The following is a 15738-nucleotide window of genomic DNA, read 5'->3' as shown; positions in this document are numbered from 1 at the left end:
TTGCGCATTGCTTGATCAGCCCCCTTCGCGAGCAGGCTCGCTCCCACAGTAAATCTTCGGTGAGCACAGGTTTTGTGTGCGGCGCAGATCCAGTGTGGGAGCGAGCCTGCTCGCGAAAGGGCCAGTAAAAACACCCTCAACCTTTCTGGCTGCCCCGCTCGCGCAGATACTCGAGAACCGCCCCCCGCTCCCCGGCAAACTCGATCCGTGCGTCTTTCTTCTCCCGCTGAAACGCGTACATCGGATCGTAATACTCGCGCAGCAACCCTTCGATCCAGCCGCGGTGCAGATCCACCGCGCCACTGCGGGCCTGCTCCGCCAACGCCTCTTCCATCAAAACCAGCATGCGCCGATGACGTTCGCCACCCAGGCGTTTCTGCACATTGTTCAGGCTCGCCAGCAACCGTTCGGAAAACAGCGCAAAGCCCTCCTCGCCATGCACGTCGATGAATTCTGCGCATAAATCCACCACGTAATCGCGCAGGATCCGCTCGACCCGACCTTCCAGGCTGTCTTCCAGCCACACCATCGGAAACTGCTGCATGCCCTGGTACAGCGGCAATGGCAACGCACAACTGCCCACCGCGCGGCTTTCGTCTTCCAATACGAACTGCTCGATGCCCCTGGCGCGTTTTTTCAGCACATCCACGGCTAAACGGTTTTCGAAGTCGATATTCGATGGCTGGCCCGTGGCTCGCTTGCCGAAACTGGAGCCGCGATGGTTGGCATGACCTTCAAGGTCCACGCTGTTGCCCAATTGCTTGAGCACTTCGGTCTTGCCAGTGCCGGTCATGCCGCCCAACAGGACGAAATCGCACTGGGTCAAGGCTTGATCGAGGGTGTCCAGCAAAAAGGTACGCATGGCCTTGTAGCCGCCGCCCACCCGTGGGTAATCGATGCCCGCCTCGTCCTTGAGCCATTGCTGGACTATCTGCGAGCGCAGGCCGCCGCGAAAGCAATACAGCAGGCCATGCGGATGCGCCCGGGCAAAATCGGCCCAGGCCTGGATGCGTTCGGCCTTGACCACGCCCGACACCAGTTGATGCCCCAGAACGATGGCCGCCTGCTGGCCATGCTGCTTGTAGCACGTGCCGACCCGTTGGCGTTCAAGGTCATTCATCAACGGCAGGTTGACCACACCGGGAAACGCGCCCTTGTTGAATTCGACAGGCGCGCGGGTGTCCATCATGGGCCGGTCGTTGAGGAAAATGTCGCGGTAATCGGTGCAGTCCACAGACATCAAATCACCTCGACCGCGTTGCTCTGTCGCTCGACCAGTTCACCGATCGGTTCCAGGCTCAGGCCCAGTTCGGCGGCCACCGAGAGAAACTGCTCGTTGCCTTGCGGCGTTACGGCAATCAGCAGGCCGCCGCTGGTCTGCGGATCGCAAAGCACGCGTTTGTGCAGTTCCTGAAGCCGCCCGAGCTTGCTGGCGTAGCTGTCGAAATTGCGCAGCGTACCGCCCGGTACGCAGCCCTGTTCGAGGTAATACTCGACACCCGGCAAGCGCGGTACGCGGTCATATTCGATACGCGCCGTGAGCTGGCTGCCATCGGCCATTTCCACCAGGTGCCCGAGCAGGCCGAAACCGGTGACATCGGTCATCGCGGTTACGCCGTCGAGCTTGCCGAAACGGCTGCCGGGTTTGTTCAGGGTGCACATCCAGTCCCGGGCCAGGCCGATGTCGGCATGGCGCAACTTGCCCTTTTTCTCCGCCGTCGTAAGGATGCCGATGCCCAAGGGCTTGGTGAGATAGAGCAGGCAACCGGCCGTGGCAGTGTCGTTGCGCTTCATGTGGCGCTTTTCCACCAGACCGGTGACGGCCAGGCCAAAGATCGGTTCTGGTGCGTCGATGGAGTGCCCACCTGCCAGCGGGATGCCCGCCTCATCGCACACCGAACGGCCGCCGCGTATCACTTCCCGGGCAATTTCCGGGGCCAGCACGTTCACCGGCCAGCCCAGAATCGCAATCGCCATCAACGGATCGCCGCCCATCGCATAGATGTCACTGATGGCATTGGTGGCGGCAATTCGACCGAAATCGAAGGGATCGTCGACGATCGGCATGAAAAAGTCCGTGGTCGAGACCACTCCGCGCTCTTCGTCGATGGCATACACCGCCGCGTCGTCGCGTGAGGCGTTACCGACCCAGAGTTTCGGGTCGAGGTTCTGCGCCCCGCTGCCGGCCAGGATCACTTCCAGCACTTGGGGGGAAATCTTGCAACCGCATCCAGCGCCGTGGCTGTATTGGGTCAGGCGAATCGGCTCGCTCATGGGGGTACCTCATTGGGTCAATGAGGCCGATTCTAGCAGAGCGGGGCAGGCACGGACCTAGTAGGAGCGGGCTTGCCCGCGAAGACGGCGGTACATCCAACATCAACGTAACTGACAGACCGCTTTCGCGGGCAAGCCCGCTCCTACAGAGGGCGGGTCATGGCAACAGAATCACCTTTTCACCGCTGCCCTGATTCACTTCGGCATAACGCTCCAGGCCCTCGGCCAATGGCGACTCGAACAAGCCCTGCGGCAATGGCAACAGGTCCTGATCGAAGAAACGGCCAAACTGCTCGAGCATCGCCGCACACGCCTGTACTCCATACAGCAACGAGTTGATCCCCACCACTGAGCCGCCCTTGCGATACAACGCCAGGGCCGGCAACTGTACGTGACCGTCCACAGGTGCCGCGATGATCGCGATGCGGCCGAACGCGGCCAAGGCCGGCACCGAGGCCGGCAGCCAGAACCCGGTGGTGTCGAAAATCACGTCGGCGCCGCCGGCATAGACCGCGCTGACCTGGGCCCCGAGGTCTTCGGGTTTATCCAGTTGCAGGGTCTGGTAGCCCTGGTCCTGCAAGTCCTTGACCTGCTCGGGACGCCGCGCGGCCGCCAGCACCCGGGCACCGCGCACCTTGGCCAAGGCCAGCGCGGCACTGCCGACCGCCCCGCCACCGATGACCAGCAATCGGGTTTCGGCGGTCACCAGGCTGCGTTCCAGCGCATCCCAAGCGGTGGTGTACGGCACACCGAGGCTGGCGGCCTGGGCGAAGCTCAGGTGCGTGGGTTTGAGCGCCACGCCATTGGCCGGCAGCTTGACGAACTGCGCGTGGGAACCGTCGGCGAAAAAACCCAGTTCCCGGCCCGTGCCCCAGACTTCCTGACCGATCAGCGCCTGTGGGCCGGCCACGACCACACCGGCAAAATCACGACCGGGAATCCGCGGCAAGGTGGTGTAGGGAAAACGTCCCAGCACGTTCTTCACATCGCTGGGGTTCAGACCCGCGGCCTTGATCTCGACCAGTACTTCATCGGCGCCGGGAACGGGGGTGGGCACCTCGACGTAGCGCAGGGCCGAGAGATCACCGGTTTTATCGAATTGCAGAGCTTTCATGGGCGTATCCATCGAGTCAAAGAGGGTTCAGGAGATCCAGCCAGCCACCAGCTCGCGCCCCATGGGCCAGAGCTTTTCGCCGGCAAGCATGCCGAGCAGGCCAACCAGCGCGATGGCCGGGGGTGCGGGGGAACGAAAATCCAGGGCGCCGTAAAGCAGGCCGACGCCCAGACCGATGGCCAGTGACATGAGGTAGTTCACGGCAGACTCCGGGGCAATTGAGGTATGCGCTGAGTCTAGAGGGCCACGCCGGCAAGCATCGGCCAAGTGCTTCTGAATTTCGGCCAAAACATGGCCCGGCGAATTCAGTCCTGGCGTTGCGCCACCGGAAACTGTGAAGGGGCAACACCCAGTTCACGCCGGAACATGTCACTGAAGCTGCTCGGCGAATAGCCCAGCTCCCGGGCAATCGCGCTGACCGGTACGCCCTGGATCAATTCGGCCACTGCCGTCGCCAGTTGCACCTGACGCCGCCACTCGGCGAAGCCCATGCCCAAACCGTCCTTGAACAGCCGCGCCAGGGTCCGCACGCTGGCACCGGCGGTTTCTGCGTGCTGTTCGAACGGAATAGCCAGCGAAGGCGCCGACATGACCGCCTGACACAGGTTCATCAGCCGGCGGTCGGAATCGTCCGGCAGCGGGATTTTCAGCAGCGAACGCCTGGCGCGCTTGAGCTCCAGCAGCGCCAGGCCCACCAGCGCGTCGTAATACTCGGGCGGACCGTCGTTGCCCTGCTCCACCAGGCCGACGATCAGCTCGCGCAGCAAGCCGCCAACCTCGATGACTTGCACGCTGTCATCCAGGGTCGCCGCCAGGGACGGGCGCAAGTAGATATTGCGCATTTGCAGGTCGGACACCACGCGAATCCCGTGGGGCACGCCGGGCGGCAACCACACCGCCCGCTGCGGCGGCACTACCAGCGCCTCGTGCGGCGTCTCGACCCACATCACCCCGCTCATCGCATACAGCAACTGGCCCCAGACGTGCTCATGGGGCTCGATGTACAACCCGCGCGGGTAGGTACGAGCCAGCGGTTGCACGGGCACATCGGTGTCACTCAGGTCAGGCGGTGCGGCGAGGGCCATGGTCTATGTTCATCAGAGTACGGGAAAGCTCCATGGTATCGAGGCGTCGGACGTGTCGCCAGCAACCACCGGCGTCCGACAATCCGAATGAATTTTCCTGACGGCGCGCAATCCCTTTATGTACAACAGGGAGGAACCGGGGCTATATGAACAGTGCAAAACTATTCGTCATCGAGTACACCCTCCATGGCGCTCCCAAATCATTCATCATCCGACTGGACAAAATGGATAACGCAGAAGCCTGGCATTGGGCGAGCTGTGACGCGGGAGTGGGGCGAATCCCCCGGTTTGGACGCGAGAAGGTGCAAAAGACCAGCAAGCCGATGGCTGAAAAATTCGGCGTGGAAAACGTCAAGTGGCGGCCGGCGAACTGATCTCCGGCAACCATCAGGTTCGGGGGAAGGGACATGAGCGCAACACCCATCTACAGCCCTGCACAGCTGGACTACGGTCTGGATACGTCGTTCGGCCGCATCACCAAAAGCGTCGAGTGCCGGATTGGACTGGAACAGGTCGAAAATGACGCCTTTTGCTTCGCCATACGCGTCCCGGCGCCACTGCCGGAAGATCTGGAGCAAGCCAGGACCCTGGAGCTGCGTGTCGAAGGGCGGCGCTTGCAGGGCACTGTCCGCCACAGCGAGCGCCTGGAGGATGACAGCCTCAGGCTGGAAGTGGAGCCGGATTAGGCTCCACTTTTGCTTGTACCGTGGTTTTCAGTGGGCGCACTTGCAGCCTTGGGAAGCGCACTCCTCGCCGTGCTCATGGTGTTTGGCGCAGGCTTCACAGCAGTAATGCTTGCCGTGACGGGCAATCGGATGTTCACCGAGTTTGCAGGTACATTTCGGACAATCGCAGATACTTTCACGGTCAATCATGGGTCTGACTCCTCTTGTGTGGTCGCCAGTGCTCAGATGCACACCGTAAGTGTAGGAGCTGCCGCAGGCTGCGATCTTTTGTGGCGAGCAAGCTCGCTCGCCACAAAAGCTTCAATCAGATACGGAACTGCCCGACCAGACTGCCCAGGCGCTGCCCCAGGTCGGCCAGGCTACGGGACGTTTGCGCGCCGAGTTGGGTTTCGTCGGCGACGTTATCCACCGCCACGGCAATCTGATGCACGCTGCGATTGATCTCTTCGGCCACGGCGGTCTGTTCTTCGGCGGCGCTGGCGATCTGCGCGTTCATCGAATTGATGGTCGCGATCAACTGGGCCATGGTGTCCAGCGAAGCCCCCGCCTCGTTGGCCTGGGCCGAGGTGCCGTCGCCAGCCTCGCTGGAGCGACGCATGGCCTCCACCGCCGACCGGGTGCCGGCCTGCAGGCGGTCGATCATGCCCTGGATTTCCTGGGTACTGATTTGCGTGCGACTGGCCAGCGCCCGCACTTCATCGGCCACCACCGCAAAACCGCGCCCGGCCTCGCCCGCACGGGCGGCTTCAATGGCCGCGTTGAGCGCCAGCAGGTTAGTCTGCTCGGCAATCGAGCGGATCACCCCGAGCACGCTGACAATCGACGACACGTCCTTTTGCAGGCTGTCGAGGGACACACCACTGCTGCGGATGTCGTCCACCAGTGCATGGATCTTCTCGATGCTGCCGGCCACCACACGCTTGGCCGCCTGCCCTTCTTCGTCAGTCTGCTGGGCTGCCACCGCAGCGTTCTGCGCGCTCTTGGCCACTTCCTGGGCCGCCGCCGACATTTCATTGATCGCGGTGGCCACCTGATCGGTCTCATGGCGCTGGCGCTCCATGGCCTGGTCCGAGCGATGAGCCTGGTCGGACACCTGACCCACCAGCCCGGTCAGTTGCGAGGTCATTTCGGTGATCTGGCGCACCAGCCCATGAATCTTGTCGACGAAGCGGTTGAACGAGCCGGCCAGCTCGCCGAGCTCATCCTGGCTGGTGAGCGTCAGGCGACGGGTCAGATCGCCCTCACCTGCCGCAATGTCGTCGAGGTTGGCTTTCATCAGATGCAGCGGACGCAGAATGGTGTTGGCCAGCAACATCCCGGCAGCGGCAATCACCAGCAGCACCACGACCGCCACGCCAACGATGCTCAGCACCATGCCTTGCATGCGCTCCTGAACCTTGGCTTCGACCACCGCCACTTGCGCTTCAATGCCGTCGAGGTTGACCGAGGTACCGACCGCCATGTCCCACTTCGGCAGGTATTCGGTGTAACCGAGCTTGGGCACCAGCACCTGGGTGTTGCCGGGTAATGGCGAGCTGTATTGCAGGTAGTGAGTACCGTCCCTGGCGACTTTCACCAGATCGCGGTTGACGTAGACACCGTTCGGATCGCGGTTGTCCTTGAAGCTCTGGCCCACGCCTTCGGGGCTGCCGGCCTTGAACAGGCGCACGGTGTTGGAGTCGTAACCGAAGAAGTAGCCGTCCTTGCCGTAGGTGATGCTCGACAGCAGCTTGATCACCTGGGCCCGCGCCGCCTGATCGCCAGGGGCGGCCGCGTCGTAAAGCGGTTTGATCGTGGTCATGGCCACGGCCACGTAGCTTTGCAAGGTCGCCTTGGCATCGCTGAGCAGGCGTTCGCGGGTCTGCTCGACTTCCTTGCGCGCCTGATCCTGAAGAATGAACAGCGTGGTCAGGCTGATGACCAGCGCAAACAGCAACACCGGGAGGACGGCAAGGGACAGGACTTTGGCCTTGAGGCTCATGCGCATGACGTTCACTCTTTTGATTTTGTTGGCGTGGTTAAAAGCTTTAACGGCACCAAAAACCAAAACTGTAGGAGCCGGCTTGCCGGCGATGGCGCCCTTGGAATCGCCATCGCCGGCAAGCCGGCTCCTACAAGTGAAATCAAAGAACCATCGCAGCCACCCAGCCGAACGCCAGCAGCGGCAGGTTGTAGTGCAGGAAGGTCGGGACCACAGTGTCCCAGATGTGATGGTGCTGGCCGTCGATGTTCAGGCCGGAGGTCGGGCCGAGGGTCGAGTCCGAAGCCGGCGAACCGGCGTCGCCCAAGGCGCCGGCGGTGCCTACGATGCACACGATCGCCAACGGGCTGAAGCCCAGTTGCACGCACAGCGGCACGAAAATCGCCGCCAGAATCGGCACGGTGGAGAACGACGAGCCGATGCCCATGGTCACCAGCAGCCCCACCAGCAGCATCAGCAAGGCGCCGATGCCTTTGCTGTGATCGATGTACGTCGCCGACGACTCGACCAGCGTTTGCACCTCACCGGTGGCCTTCATCACTTCGGCAAACCCCGAGGCGGCGATCATGATGAAACCGATCATCGCCATCATTTTCATGCCTTCGGTGAACAGGTCATCGGTGTCGCGCCATTTGACGATGCCCGACACCGAGAAAATCAGGAAGCCGACCAGTGCACCGATAATCATCGAATCCAGTAACAGCTGAACGATGAACGCCGCCGCGACGGCCACGCCGGCCACCATCAGGCTCAGCGGGTTGTATTGCACCGCCACTTGCTCGACTTGTTCGATCTTCTCAAGGTCGTAGACACGCTTCTTGCGGTAGCTGACAAACGCGATGAGCAGGCCCGCCACCATGCCCAGGGCTGGAATGCCCATGGCGTGGGTCACATTGATACCGCTGATGTCCACACCGCTGCGGGCGACGTTGGCCAGCAGGATCTCATTGAGGAAGATGTTGCCGAAGCCCACCGGCAGGAACATGTAGGGGGTGATCAAACCGAAGGTCATGACACAGGCGATCAGTCGACGGTCCAGTTGCAGCCTGGTCAGCACATACAGAAGCGGCGGCACCAGCAACGGAATGAACGCGATATGGATCGGCAGGATGTTCTGCGAGGCAATGGCCACTACCCAGAGCAGGCCTATCAGCAGCCATTTGACCTGACCTCCGCCGCTGGCATGCTGGCGATCGACCATTGCCAACGCCTTGTCCGCCAGCGCATGGGCCATGCCGGACTTGGCAATGGCCACGGCGAAAGCGCCCAGCAAGGCGTAGGACAACGCCACCGTCGCCCCGCCACCGAGGCCACTGTTGAAAGCCTTGAGCGTCGCTTCGATACCCAGGCCACCGGTCAGACCACCGACCAGCGCACCGACGATCAGGGCGATCACCACATGCACGCGGGACAGGCTGAGTACCAGCATGATGCCGACCGCGGCAATGACTGCATTCATTTCTTTACCTCGAGACAAACGAAAAGACTCCGTCGGGCAGTCTGCGAAGAGCCACCAGCGGATTAAGGAATGGGTTTTATTAGAGGGCGCGCACTTTGCCGCAGAGCGGGTGCGGTGTCAAAGCCAACGCACCCCTTGTAGGAGCTGGCTTGCCAGCGAAGGCGGCCGTGAACCTTGCATCGATCTTTCAGGCGTCTTCGCTGGCAAGCCAGCTCCTACAGGAGACTCGATATTCAAGGGGCGGCATAAAGAAAGCCGGATTGCGGCCGCTACAGTGCAAAGTCTCAGATATTTATCGAATAAGGACGTCTCCATGTCGCTCAGACAACTTTCCATTCAATGGAAAATCACCCTGCTGGCCGGGCTGTGCCTGGCGGGCATCGTGACCCTGCTGGTGGGTCTTTCCCTGTACCGCATGGAGCACAGCTCCGAGATGGTGAAAGCCTCGAGCATGGAGATGCTGACCGAAGCGGCCCAGGCCCGGATCGAGTCTCAGGGCGAAAACCAGGCACTGGGGATTCGCCAGCAGTTCATGGACGCCTATCAGTACGGCCACGGTTTCTCCCGGCAGGTGCTGTTCCTGCGTGAGCAGGCCGAGAAGCGCTTTCTCGATGCCTTCGACCTGCGCGAAGACCTGACCCGCCAGGTCAAGTCGGCCCTGCAGGCCAACCCGGACCTGCTCGGCCTGTCCCTGGTGTTCGAACCCAACGGGCTGGACGGCAAGGATGAGCTGTTCGCCGGCCAGGCCGAACTGGGCAGCAACGACAAGGGCCGTTTCGCCCTCTACTGGTCGCAGCCGACGCCGGGCAAAGTGACGTCCATGGCGTTGCCGGAAAAGGACATGGCCGACACCAGCACCGGCCCCAGCGGCGAAGCGGCCAACGCCTGGTTCACTTGCCCGCGCACCACGCTCAAGCCGTGCGTGATCGAACCCTACTTCTATGAGATCGACGGCCAGAACGTGCTGATGACCAGCATCGTTTTCCCGCTGATGGTCAACGGCAAGGTCATCGCCTCGCTGTCGGTGGACATCAACCTCAACAGCCTGCAAGCGGTCAGCCTGGGCGCAAGCAAGAAACTCTACGACGGCCAGACCAGTGTCAGCATCATCAGCCCGGCTGGCCTGCTTGCCGGCTACAGCCCGGACGCAAGCAAACTCAGCCAGCGCCTGGATGCCGTGGACAAGGCCAGTGGTGCCGAACTGCTGCGCATGCTTGCCGCCAGCAGCAAAACCGGCAGACTGCACAGCAATCAGCAACTGAAAGTGCTGGCACCGTTCCAGCCGATTCCCGGCGGAAAATCCTGGGGCGTGCTGCTCGACGTGCCGGAAAAAGTCCTGGTCGGCCCCGCCGAAATTCTGAAAAAGCAACTGGACGACAGCAACACCGCCGGTACGCTGGTCGAGCTCGGCCTGGGGGGACTCGCCGCCCTGCTGGGCCTCGTGCTGGTGTGGCTGATGGCCCGTAGCGTCACCAAACCGATCCTCGGCGTGGCGCACATGCTCGAAGACATTGCCAGCGGCGAAGGTGACCTGACCCGTCGACTGGCCTACGACAAGAAGGATGAGCTGGGCCAACTGGCCGGCTGGTTCAACCGCTTCCTCGACAAGCTGCAACCGATCATCGCCGAAGTGAAACGCTCGGTGCAGGACGCCCGCAGCACCGCAGACCAGTCGTCCGCCATCGCCACCCAGACCAGTGCCGGCATGGAACAGCAGTACCGTCAGGTGGATCAGGTGGCGACGGCGTCCCATGAAATGAGCGCCACCGCCCAGGATGTCGCCCGCAGCGCCGCGCAAGCGGCACACGCCGCCCGCGATGCCGATCAGGCGACTCGTCAGGGCTTGACCGTGATCGACCGCACCACCGCCAGCATTGACAACCTCGCCGCCGACATGAGTGCGGCCATGGTTCAGGTCGAAGGCCTGGCAGCCAACAGCGAGAAGATCGGCACGGTACTGGAAGTGATCCGGGCGATCGCCGAGCAGACCAACCTGCTGGCCCTCAACGCCGCGATCGAAGCGGCCCGGGCCGGTGAGGCCGGACGCGGTTTTGCCGTGGTCGCCGATGAGGTGCGCAACCTGGCGCGGCGTACCCAGGAGTCAGTGGAAGAAACCCGCCTGGTGATCGAACAACTGCAAAGCGGTACCCAGGATGTAGTGGGTTCGATGAACAACAGCCATCGTCAGGCCCAGGGCAGTGTCGAGCAGGTTGGTCAGGCCGTGACGGCGCTGCGCCAGATCGGCGATGCGGTGACCGTGATCAACGACATGAACATGCAGATCGCCAGCGCCGCCGAAGAGCAAAGCGCGGTGGCCGAGGAGATCAACAACAACGTGGCGACCATTCGCGACGTAACCGAATCGCTGTCGGGCCAGGCCAATGAATCGGCACGAGTCAGCCAGTCGCTCAACAGCCTGGCGAACCAGCAGCAGAGCCTGATGGATCAGTTCCGCGTTTAAACCTTGCGGGTCCCTTGTAGGAGCGAGCTTGCTCGCGATGGTGTGTCAGCCGACACCAAGGTAGCTGACACACCATCGCGAGCAGTCGAGCGTCGACCGGCTCGCTCCTACAGGTTTTGTACCAGTCATACCCCTCTTTCCGACCTCAGCGGTGATGGCGAGTGGATATCTGCCGCAAGGTGATTATGCTTCTAGGAACCTTGCAGCGTTTCAAGGCGTCAACCTGTATGCAAAACCCGCAATCCGATGACATCAGTCCCAGGGCCTGGGTAGGGTAAGTGTTAGTGGGAACTCCGGCCTACAACAAGAGCAAGACGGAGAATACTCATGGCAGCAATCGACAATGCAACCACGGGCAGCACGCCCAACCGTGGTGGAATCACCCGGGAGGAGCGCAAGGTCATCTTCGCCTCATCCCTGGGCACCGTGTTCGAATGGTATGACTTCTACCTGTACGGTTCCCTCGCGGCGATCATCGCCAAGCACTTCTTCGCCGGTGTCAACGAAACGACTTCCTTCATCTTCGCCCTGCTCGCCTTCGCCGCCGGCTTCGCCGTTCGGCCCTTCGGCGCCATCGTGTTCGGCCGGCTGGGTGACATGATCGGACGTAAACACACCTTTCTCATCACCATCGTGATCATGGGCGTCTCCACCGCCGTGGTAGGCATGCTGCCTGGCTACGCAACCATCGGCGTAGCCGCGCCGATCATTCTGATCAGCCTGCGCCTGCTGCAAGGCCTGGCACTGGGCGGTGAATACGGTGGCGCAGCCACCTACGTGGCCGAACATGCACCCAAGGGCAAACGCGGCTACTTCACCTCGTGGATTCAGACGACAGCCACCCTCGGCCTGTTTCTTTCACTGCTGGTGATCCTCGCCTGCCGCACCTCACTGGGCACCGAAGCCTTCGAAGCCTGGGGCTGGCGGATTCCGTTCCTGCTGTCGATCCTGCTGTTGATTATCTCGGTGTACATCCGCCTGCAACTCAGCGAGTCGCCGGTGTTCCAGAAAATGAAGGCCGAAGGCAAGTCCTCCAAGGCACCATTGACCGAGTCCTTCGCCCGTTGGGACAACCTCAAGATCGTGATCATGGCCCTGCTCGGCGGCACCGCCGGCCAGGCCGTGGTCTGGTACACCGGGCAGTTCTATGCGCTGTTTTTCCTGTTGCAGACGCTGAAGATCGAACCGCAGACCGCCAACTTGCTGATTGCCGGCTCGCTGCTGATTGGCACACCGTTCTTCGTCATATTCGGCAGCCTGTCAGACCGCATCGGCCGCAAGGGCATCATCATGGCCGGCTGCATTATTGCGGCACTGACTTACTTCCCGATCTTCCATGCGTTGACCCAATACGGTAACCCCGACGTGTTCATCGCCCAGGAAAAGAATCCGGTCAGGGTCATCGCCAATCCCGACCAGTGCTCGTTCCAGTTCGACCCGGTGGGCAAGGCCAAATTCACCAGTTCCTGCGACCTGGCCAAGACCGTACTGGCAAAACGGGCCATCCCCTATGAGAACGTGAAGGCCGAACCGGGCGCCGTTGCACAGGTGCGCATTGGCGAGAAAGTGATCGAGAGCTTCGAGGGCACCGGCATGCCGGGCGCCGACTTCAAGGCCAAGAGCGACACCTTTACCGCCACCCTCGCCACCGCCCTCAAGGACGCCGGTTACCCCGAGAAAGCCGACCCGACCAAGACCAATTACCCGATGGTGCTGTTGCTCCTGACGATCCTGGTGATCTACGTGACCATGGTCTACGGGCCGATTGCCGCCTGGCTGGTGGAACTGTTCCCGGCGCGCATCCGCTACACCTCGATGTCGCTGCCCTATCACATCGGCAATGGCTGGTTCGGTGGCTTCCTGCCGACGGTGGCGTTCGCCATGGTGGCGGCCACCGGGGATATCTACTACGGGCTGTGGTATCCGATCGTCATCGCGGTGATGACGGCTGTGCTGGGCATTTTCTTCATGCCGGAAACCAAGGATCGGGAGATTCGTCACACATAAATTTGGCAAGCACCTCCTCAGGAGTAACGCAATCCTGTGGGAGCGGGCTTGCCCGCGATTGCGGTGGCACAGTCAATGATGATTTTGAATGTGATGGCCTCATCGCGGGCAAGCCCGCTCCCACAGGTTCGGAGTCCTGACCAGTAGATTTCAGGTGTGTCTGGGCAACTCGATGACGACCTTCAACCCGCCCCATTCGCTTTGCAGTAACGACAGTTTCCCGCCCCAGCTATCGACGATGTCGCGCACGATGCCCAGCCCCAGGCCATGTCCATGGGTTTGTTCATCCAGCCGCGTACCTCGGCTGAACACCTGATCGCGACGCTCTTCGGGGATGCCCGGGCCGTCATCTTCGACACTCAGTTCAAACCCGTCCACCGTTTCGGCCACACTCACGCGCACCTCGGCATCCGCCCATTTACAGGCGTTATCCAGCAGGTTGCCCAACAGTTCCAGCAGGTCTTCACGATCCCATGGCAATTGCAGGCCGGTCGGTGAACGGTAGCTCAGCGCCAGGTGTTCGCCGTGGATCATGTTCAGGGTTGCCAGTAATCCGGGGAGCTCGGCATCGCAATCAAACAGTGCGCCCGGCAACGCATCGCCGGACAACCTCGCACGATTGAGTTCCCGATTGAGCCGCTGTTCGACCTGCTGCAGTTGTTCCCTGAGGGACTTGCGCAGTTGCGGGTGCGCCTCGAGCTGTTCGCTTGAGGCCAGGCTCAACAGCACCGCCAGCGGCGTTTTCAACGCGTGGCCGAGGTTGCCCAGGGCATTGCGTGAGCGCTTGAGGCTGTCCTCGGTGTGGGCCAGTAAGTGGTTGATCTGCGCCACCAGCGGCTCCAGCTCCACCGGCACCTGATCATCGAGTTGCGAGCGCTGGCCCTGCTGCAACTGCGCAATCTGCTCGCGCGCCTGCTCCAGCGGGCGCAAGGCGCGGCGCACGGTAATCCGTTGCAGCAGCAGAATCAGCAGCAGCCCTGTCAAACCGAGGCCCAACCCGAGCTGTTGCACCCGCCGGAAGCTTTCGCGTATTGGCGTGTAATCCTCGGCGACGCTGATGGAGATCGGCACCCCTGAACGTCGATAGTCCGTACGCAATACCAACAACTGCTGCCCTTCCGGCCCCAGTTGCAGGTTGTCGTGCAGGCCGGGTTGATCGAGTGCCGGCAGTTCCTGATCCCATAAGGAACGGGAGCGCCAATGGCCGTCGGCAAAATCGATGCGGAAATAATGCCCGGAAAAAGGCCGCTGATAGGCCGGTGACAGACGTCGTTCATCCAGCTGCAAGCCTTGCGGCCCGCGCACAAGTGCCGCCAACAGGTTCTCGCTGTCATTGCGCAACCCGGCTTCGAGATAGCGCTGCAAACCCATTTCGAACAGCCACAGGCTGGTTTGTGCCAGCACCAGGCCAACGACCACCATCACGCTGATCAGGCCCAGGCTCAAGCGGCGCTGGATCGATCTCACCGGGCTTGCCCGCCGAGCAGATACCCCTGGCCGCGACGGGTTTCAATCACGCTTTTGCCGAGCTTGCGGCGCAAATGGTTGACGTGGACCTCCAGCACATTGGAGTCGCGCTCGGTTTCACCGTCGTAGAGGTGTTCGGCGAGGTGGCTTTTGGAGAGGATCTGCTCGGGGTGCAGCATGAAATAGCGCAACAGGCGAAACTCCGCGGCCGTCAGTTGAATGTCCGCACCGTCGCGGACAACGCACTGGCGACTTTCGTCCAGATGCAGCCCGGCGGCCTTGAGCGTCGGCTGGTTGACCTGGCCATGGGAGCGGCGCAATAGCGCCTGGATGCGCAAGAACAGCTCTTCGGGATGAAAGGGTTTGGTCAGGTAATCGTCGGCGCCAGCCTTGAGGCCTTCGATGCGCTCGGCCCAGGAATCACGGGCCGTCAGGATCAGCACCGGCGTGGTCAGCCCCGTCGTGCGCCATTGCGCCAGCACCTCAAGCCCCGGCACGCCCGGCAAACCGAGGTCGAGGATGATCAGGTCGTAAGGTTCGGTACTGCCCTGATGCACCGCGTCGCGACCGTCGGCCAGCCAGTCCACCGCATACCCCTGGCGGTTGAGACCGGCCAGCAGTTCGTCGGCCAGGGGCACATGGTCTTCCACCAGAAGCAAACGCATGGATCAGTCTTCCTTGTCTTTCAATAAGCGGCCGTTGGTGGCATCGATGCCCAGTTCGCGGACTACGCCTTCAGGGGTCAGCAACTCGACTTCATAAATGTAGACGTCGTGTTTTTCTTCGAGCTCGGCTTCCAGCAGCTTCGAGCCGGGATAGCGATCCATTGCCTGCTGCAGCAGTTGCTCCAGCGGCAGGATCACCCCCTGTTGACGCAGGCGCAGGGCTTCATCCTGGTCCAGGTCGCGGGCCATCACCGCCGAGCAAAATGCCAGAAGCAGCAGCGCCATCCGGCCGCCGGTGCATCGATTGAAAAAAAACACCTTCATTACCAATCCTGATGATCCTTGAGAACCTGCCCGCTGACAGCGTCTAATTCCAGATCCCGGTCGATACCCGGCTGCCGATCACCGGGATACCTGGCCGGCGCGAGTGATGTGAGCTTCTCGAAGGCCACAATGGTACCAGCGTCGAGCTATCTCAGCGCTTGATCCGGGCCAGGTTCCCGGGCGTGGGCGACACCTTAGCTGGATGAACTTAATTG

General features: G+C 61.8%; 15 protein-coding genes and 3 pseudogenes. 5 read left to right on the top strand and 13 right to left on the bottom strand.

All coding sequences use genetic code 11. The annotated features are described in order from the left end of the window. Positions 1 to 136 precede the first annotated feature (136 nt). From mnmH to PMI31_RS24255, 5 genes are all read right to left on the bottom strand, one after another. Positions 137 to 1240, bottom strand: coding sequence for a tRNA 2-selenouridine(34) synthase MnmH (mnmH, locus tag PMI31_RS24270; RefSeq protein ID WP_008021694.1), 1104 nt, complete (start codon positions 1238 to 1240; stop codon positions 137 to 139). Further along, positions 1240 to 2274 (bottom strand): selenide, water dikinase SelD, encoded by a 1035-nt coding sequence (gene selD / locus PMI31_RS24265; RefSeq protein ID WP_008021692.1) that lies wholly within the window; start codon positions 2272 to 2274, stop codon positions 1240 to 1242. The genes mnmH and selD overlap by 1 nt, the downstream gene beginning before the upstream one ends. 157 nt (positions 2275 to 2431) lie before the next feature. After that, complete coding sequence (locus PMI31_RS24260) at positions 2432 to 3388, bottom strand: quinone oxidoreductase family protein (protein ID WP_008021691.1); 957 nt, start codon at positions 3386 to 3388, stop codon at positions 2432 to 2434. A 27-nt stretch (positions 3389 to 3415) separates the two neighbouring features. After that, on the bottom strand, positions 3416 to 3589 hold the full coding sequence (locus PMI31_RS30350; protein ID WP_007982408.1) for a DUF1427 family protein: 174 nt from the start codon (positions 3587 to 3589) through the stop codon (positions 3416 to 3418). A gap of 104 nt (positions 3590 to 3693) precedes the next feature. Beyond that, entirely contained in the window at positions 3694 to 4473 is a 780-nt protein-coding gene (locus tag PMI31_RS24255) for an AraC family transcriptional regulator (protein ID WP_008021689.1), read from the bottom strand. Between the two features lie 146 nt (positions 4474 to 4619). Here PMI31_RS24255 and PMI31_RS24250 point away from each other — a divergent pair, with 146 nt between their 5' ends. Together PMI31_RS24250 and PMI31_RS24245 are read left to right on the top strand one after the other, a co-directional pair. After that, complete coding sequence (locus PMI31_RS24250; RefSeq protein WP_007982405.1) at positions 4620 to 4847, top strand: DUF6555 family protein; 228 nt, start codon at positions 4620 to 4622, stop codon at positions 4845 to 4847. Between the two features lie 33 nt (positions 4848 to 4880). Further along, entirely contained in the window at positions 4881 to 5159 is a 279-nt protein-coding gene (locus PMI31_RS24245; RefSeq protein WP_008021687.1) for a hypothetical protein, read from the top strand. Positions 5160 to 5186: 27 nt separating this feature from the next. Here PMI31_RS24245 and PMI31_RS24240 read toward each other — a convergent pair whose 3' ends face one another. From PMI31_RS24240 to PMI31_RS24230, 4 genes and pseudogenes are all read right to left on the bottom strand, one after another. Beyond that, positions 5187 to 5348: a metallothionein gene (locus tag PMI31_RS24240; RefSeq protein ID WP_008021686.1), complete on the bottom strand. Its 162-nt coding sequence runs from the start codon at positions 5346 to 5348 to the stop codon at positions 5187 to 5189. 115 nt (positions 5349 to 5463) lie between these two features. Beyond that, positions 5464 to 6219, bottom strand: coding sequence for a methyl-accepting chemotaxis protein (locus PMI31_RS31970; protein WP_413423129.1), 756 nt, complete (start codon positions 6217 to 6219; stop codon positions 5464 to 5466). Positions 6220 to 6321: 102 nt separating this feature from the next. Then, positions 6322 to 7140, bottom strand: a pseudogene (locus PMI31_RS31965) (cache domain-containing protein); the annotation flags it as partial. A gap of 142 nt (positions 7141 to 7282) precedes the next feature. Beyond that, positions 7283 to 8599: a Na+/H+ antiporter family protein gene (locus tag PMI31_RS24230; protein ID WP_008021683.1), complete on the bottom strand. Its 1317-nt coding sequence runs from the start codon at positions 8597 to 8599 to the stop codon at positions 7283 to 7285. Here PMI31_RS24230 and PMI31_RS31960 point away from each other — a divergent pair. The 3 genes and pseudogenes from PMI31_RS31960 to PMI31_RS24220 all read left to right on the top strand — a co-directional run. Beyond that, positions 8568 to 10202: pseudogene (locus tag PMI31_RS31960) on the top strand (HAMP domain-containing protein); the annotation flags it as partial. The gene PMI31_RS24230 and the pseudogene PMI31_RS31960 sit on opposite strands and share 32 nt — an antisense overlap. Before the next feature lie 102 nt (positions 10203 to 10304). After that, positions 10305 to 11060, top strand: coding sequence for a methyl-accepting chemotaxis protein (locus tag PMI31_RS31955; RefSeq protein ID WP_413423127.1), 756 nt, complete (start codon positions 10305 to 10307; stop codon positions 11058 to 11060). A 327-nt stretch (positions 11061 to 11387) separates the two neighbouring features. After that, positions 11388 to 13067 carry an MFS transporter gene (locus PMI31_RS24220; protein ID WP_008021679.1) on the top strand — a complete coding sequence of 560 codons (1680 nt, stop codon included), beginning with the start codon at positions 11388 to 11390 and terminating at the stop codon, positions 13065 to 13067. 150 nt (positions 13068 to 13217) lie between these two features. Here PMI31_RS24220 and PMI31_RS24215 read toward each other — a convergent pair whose 3' ends face one another. The 4 genes and pseudogenes from PMI31_RS24215 to PMI31_RS30345 all read right to left on the bottom strand — a co-directional run. Beyond that, positions 13218 to 14534 (bottom strand): sensor histidine kinase, encoded by a 1317-nt coding sequence (locus PMI31_RS24215; RefSeq protein WP_008021677.1) that lies wholly within the window; start codon positions 14532 to 14534, stop codon positions 13218 to 13220. Beyond that, positions 14531 to 15199, bottom strand: a complete 669-nt coding sequence (locus tag PMI31_RS24210; protein WP_008021675.1) for a response regulator transcription factor — start codon at positions 15197 to 15199, stop codon at positions 14531 to 14533. The genes PMI31_RS24215 and PMI31_RS24210 overlap by 4 nt, the downstream gene beginning before the upstream one ends. Positions 15200 to 15202: 3 nt before the next feature. Beyond that, the gene (locus PMI31_RS24205; RefSeq protein WP_008021673.1) at positions 15203 to 15523 is read right to left on the bottom strand and encodes a PepSY domain-containing protein; all 321 of its coding nucleotides are present in this window, start codon (positions 15521 to 15523) and stop codon (positions 15203 to 15205) included. Then, positions 15523 to 15714 (bottom strand): annotated as a pseudogene (locus tag PMI31_RS30345) (PepSY domain-containing protein); the annotation flags it as partial. The pseudogene PMI31_RS30345 and the gene PMI31_RS24205, both read right to left, overlap by 1 nt. Between the last annotated feature and the right edge of the window lie 24 nt (positions 15715 to 15738).

The organism is Pseudomonas sp. GM55 (genome assembly GCF_000282395.1).
GTDB lineage: Bacteria > Pseudomonadota > Gammaproteobacteria > Pseudomonadales > Pseudomonadaceae > Aquipseudomonas > Aquipseudomonas fluorescens_CC.
The sequence above is the reverse complement of the archived record's forward strand: the minus strand, read 5'-3'. Positions and strand labels throughout refer to the sequence as shown.